A 3,388-nucleotide genomic window follows, 5' to 3' on the forward strand; every position below is an offset into this window, starting at 1 on the left:
AGGCCGCCGGCCATCCCGACCGTGCGGGACGCGGCATCCGCCGACCGCGACCGCACCGCATCTCCGAAGCGCGCCGACGCGGTGGCGGCGAAGACGTCGTCGGACTGCTGGCGCTCCCCCGACGTGAGCGTGACCGTCTCGGTCATGAGGTCTCCTCCCTGGCGGCGGGCGTGAGCGCGGGCCCCGGCGTGCGCGACCGGGCACGGCCGCCCGCCCCGAGGATGCGGGGGTCGAGCAGCGGGTACACGAGGTCGACGAGCAGGTTCGCGATGACGAACGCCGCCGCCGCGAAGAGCACGATCCCCTGCACGACGGGCACGTCCTGCTGCTGCACGGCGCCCGCGGTCACCCGGCCGAGCCCGGGCCTGGAGAAGACCGTCTCGGTCACGAGGGTGCCCGAGAGGAGCTGGCCGACGATCAAGCCGGTGATGGTGAGCGCGGGCAGCGCGGCGTTCTTCAACGCATGCCCGAGATGCACGCGGGCGCGATCGGCGCCCTTCGCCCACGCCGTGTCGACATAGGGCTCCGACAGGGTCGTCGCGAGGCTCTTCGACAGCAGCTGGGCGATCATCGCCCCGGTCGGCAACGCGAGCGCGATGGCCGGCAGCACGATCGACGCCGGTCCCCGATCGCCGACGGCCGGGAGGATCGGCAGGGTGAAGGAGAACCACTGGATGAGCATCAGTCCGAACCAGAACGCCGGGATCGCGACGCCGAGCGGGGGCAGGCCGAGCAGCACGTTCGCGAGCCAGCCGCGGCGGGTGTAGTTCGCGAGGATCGCGAGACCGGCCCCGAACCCGACGGCGAGCACGAGCGCGGCCGAGGCGATCGCCGCCGTGGGCGGGATGGCCTCGCCGATGACCTCGGTGACGGGCCGTCCGCTCACGAGCGAGCGTCCGAGGTCGCCGTGCAGCGCGGCGGCGAGCTGGTCGAGGTACTGCACGACGAGGGGGCGGTCGAGGCCGTATTGCGCGCGCAGTGCGTCGAGCTGCTCCGGGCTGATGTCGTTCGCGTCGGCTCCGGCCAGCAATGACACCGGGTCGCCGGGCAGCGCGTAGAGCACGAGGAACGCCACGGTGTACGCGGCCCAGAGCACCCCCACCGCCTGCAGGAGCCGGATGCCGAGATACCTCACCATCGTGGGGCCCCTCCATCCGCCACGTCCGGCGCGTCCTGCGCCCGTGATCTCTCCGGGTCCCATCCGAGTTCGGGTGCGATGCGCGTCGCGACGTCGTCGAGGATCTGGAGGTAGTCATCACCCGAGAACTCGTACGGCAGCTCGACCCGCAGGTCGGTGATCCGCGCCACCACCGGGTCTGCGGCGAGCTGCTCGAGGATCTCATCGGCGCTGCCCACGAGGTCGCGGGCGAACAGGGTGCGCCGCTCGCCGTGCGGCTGCAGGGTGCGCTCGATGCGGCTCGCGCGATACTCCTCGTACCGCGAGCGCGTGCGTCGGTCGGCGCCGTCGGTGGGGACGATCACCCGCCCGAGCGCGACGCGCGGCGCGCCCCGGCCCCGGTACGACTCCCGGTAGCGGTCGAGCACCGCCAGCTGGGCGGTCGCGAAGTCATCGGTCGTCTCACCCGAGACGATGTTGCCCGTGAGCAGGCCGAGGCCCCGGCTCGCGGCCCACTCGGCGGAGTGGCGGGACCCCGCGCCGTACCAGATGCGGTCGCGGAGGCCGGGGCTGTGCGGCTGGAGCCGTGGACGCTGGATGTTGCCGGGCGAGTGGATGACCGTCGTCTCGTCGCCGAGGAATCCGCCGTCGAGGTTGTCGAGGAGCCGTTCGATGCGGCCGTGCGAGAAGTCCTGCCCGGTCCAGTCGCCGTCGAAGACGCGCGCGCCGATGAGCTCCACGTGCGGCGGCCGGCCCGCGCTGAGTCCCACCTGCAGTCGTCCGCCCGAGAGCACATCCGCCGTGGAGAGGTCCTCGGCGAGGCGGAACGGGCTCTCGTACCCGATCGGGATCACCCCGGTGCCGAGCTGGATCCGGGACGTGCGCTGGGAGGCGGCGGCGAGGAACACCGCCGCCGACGAGACCCCGTGCTCGAGGTGCCGCTGCCGCACCCAGGCGCCGTCGAACCCGAGTCCCTCGCCCGCCTCGAACAGGCGCAACGTCTCCTCGAGGCCCAGCTCGGGGTAGGCGTCGTCGTAGTTGCCGGGCGTGAGGAAGGCGAGGGTCGCCAGGGGTCGCCGAGTGGTCGGTGCGGATGCGCCCACGGACGCGGGTTCGGTGAGCTCGGTGGTCGACGTCACGGGGTCTCCCTCTTCGTGTGGTGGTTCCTGTGCGGTCGGCACCACTGTTTCCCCGGCTCGGAGCGCGCCGCAAACGTCGTCACGCCGCGTGACGCAGCGTGAAGCGATGTGGCGATTGCGACGGCGGATGACGCGCCGAATCGGTCGCCGGAAGGCGCCGGATGAAGGGATGTTGCGATCGGCGGCGCCGGATGACACGCGCCGTTGCGCCGCCGGCGTGCGCCGCCGAGAGTGGCCGCTATGACACGACGAACCACCATCGCCCTCGCCCTCGACGGCGCAGGCTGGCACCCGGCCGCATGGCGCGACCCGTCGGCGCGGCCGGCCGAGCTGTTCACCCCCGGGTACTGGATCGACCTCGCCCGCACGGCCGAGCGCGCCGGCGTCGACTTCCTCACCATCGAGGACGCGCTGGGCCTGCAGTCCTCCTCGTTCTGGGGCGTCGACGATCGCACCGACCAGGTGCGCGGCCGGCTGGACGCCCTGCTCATCGCGTCGCTCATCGCGCCGGCGACGAGCCGCATCGGGCTGGTGCCGACGGTGACCACGACCCACACCGAGCCGTTCCACGTCGCGACCGGCCTGCAGACGCTCGACTTCGCGAGCCGCGGCCGGGCCGGCTGGCGCGTGCAGGTGTCGGGAGCGGCGCACGAGGCCCGCCACTTCGGCCGGCGCGACCTCGCCCCGCTGGACTACGCCGCCGTGCGCCGCGGCGACTCCGAGGTCGTGCGCGACCTCTTCGACGAGGCGCGCGACGTCGTCGAGGTGGTGCGCCGGCTCTGGGACAGCTGGGAGGACGACGCGATCATCCGGGATGCCGCCACGGCGCGCTTCGTCGACCGCGACAAGCTGCACTACGCCGACTTCGAAGGCGAGCGGTTCTCGGTCAAGGGCCCCTCGATCACCCCGCGGTCCCCGCAGGGCCAGCCGCTCGTCACCGCGCTCGCGCACCAGACGATCCCCTATGAGCTCGCCGCCACGAGCGCCGACCTCGTCTTCGTCACGCCGCACGACGACGTGCAGGCCGCGTCGATCCTCGGCGAGGTGCGCGACGCCGAGTCCCGCGTCGGACGCGAGGGCCGGCCGTTGTCGGTGCTCGCCGACGTCGTCGTGCTGCTCGAGGCGACGCCCT

General features: G+C 73.1%; 3 protein-coding genes. 1 reads left to right on the top strand and 2 read right to left on the bottom strand.

Annotation, left to right across the window (positions count from 1 at the left end; genetic code table 11):
• Window positions 1–142 precede the first annotated feature (142 nt).
• Both GH736_RS19490 and GH736_RS19495 read right to left on the bottom strand, forming a co-directional pair.
• The gene (locus GH736_RS19490; protein ID WP_159606296.1) at window positions 143–1,138 is read right to left on the bottom strand and encodes an ABC transporter permease; all 996 of its coding nucleotides are present in this window, start codon (window positions 1,136–1,138) and stop codon (window positions 143–145) included.
• Window positions 1,132–2,256: an LLM class flavin-dependent oxidoreductase gene (locus GH736_RS19495; RefSeq protein ID WP_235934493.1), complete on the bottom strand. Its 1,125-nt coding sequence runs from the start codon at window positions 2,254–2,256 to the stop codon at window positions 1,132–1,134. Before GH736_RS19495 ends, GH736_RS19490 begins: the two co-directional genes overlap by 7 nt.
• A 240-nt stretch (window positions 2,257–2,496) precedes the next feature.
• Here GH736_RS19495 and GH736_RS19500 point away from each other — a divergent pair.
• A partial coding sequence (locus GH736_RS19500; RefSeq protein WP_159606300.1) for an LLM class flavin-dependent oxidoreductase occupies window positions 2,497–3,388 on the top strand: 892 nt, incomplete at its 3' end.

This window comes from Agromyces humi (assembly GCF_009720255.1).
GTDB classification, from domain to species: domain Bacteria; phylum Actinomycetota; class Actinomycetes; order Actinomycetales; family Microbacteriaceae; genus Agromyces; species Agromyces humi.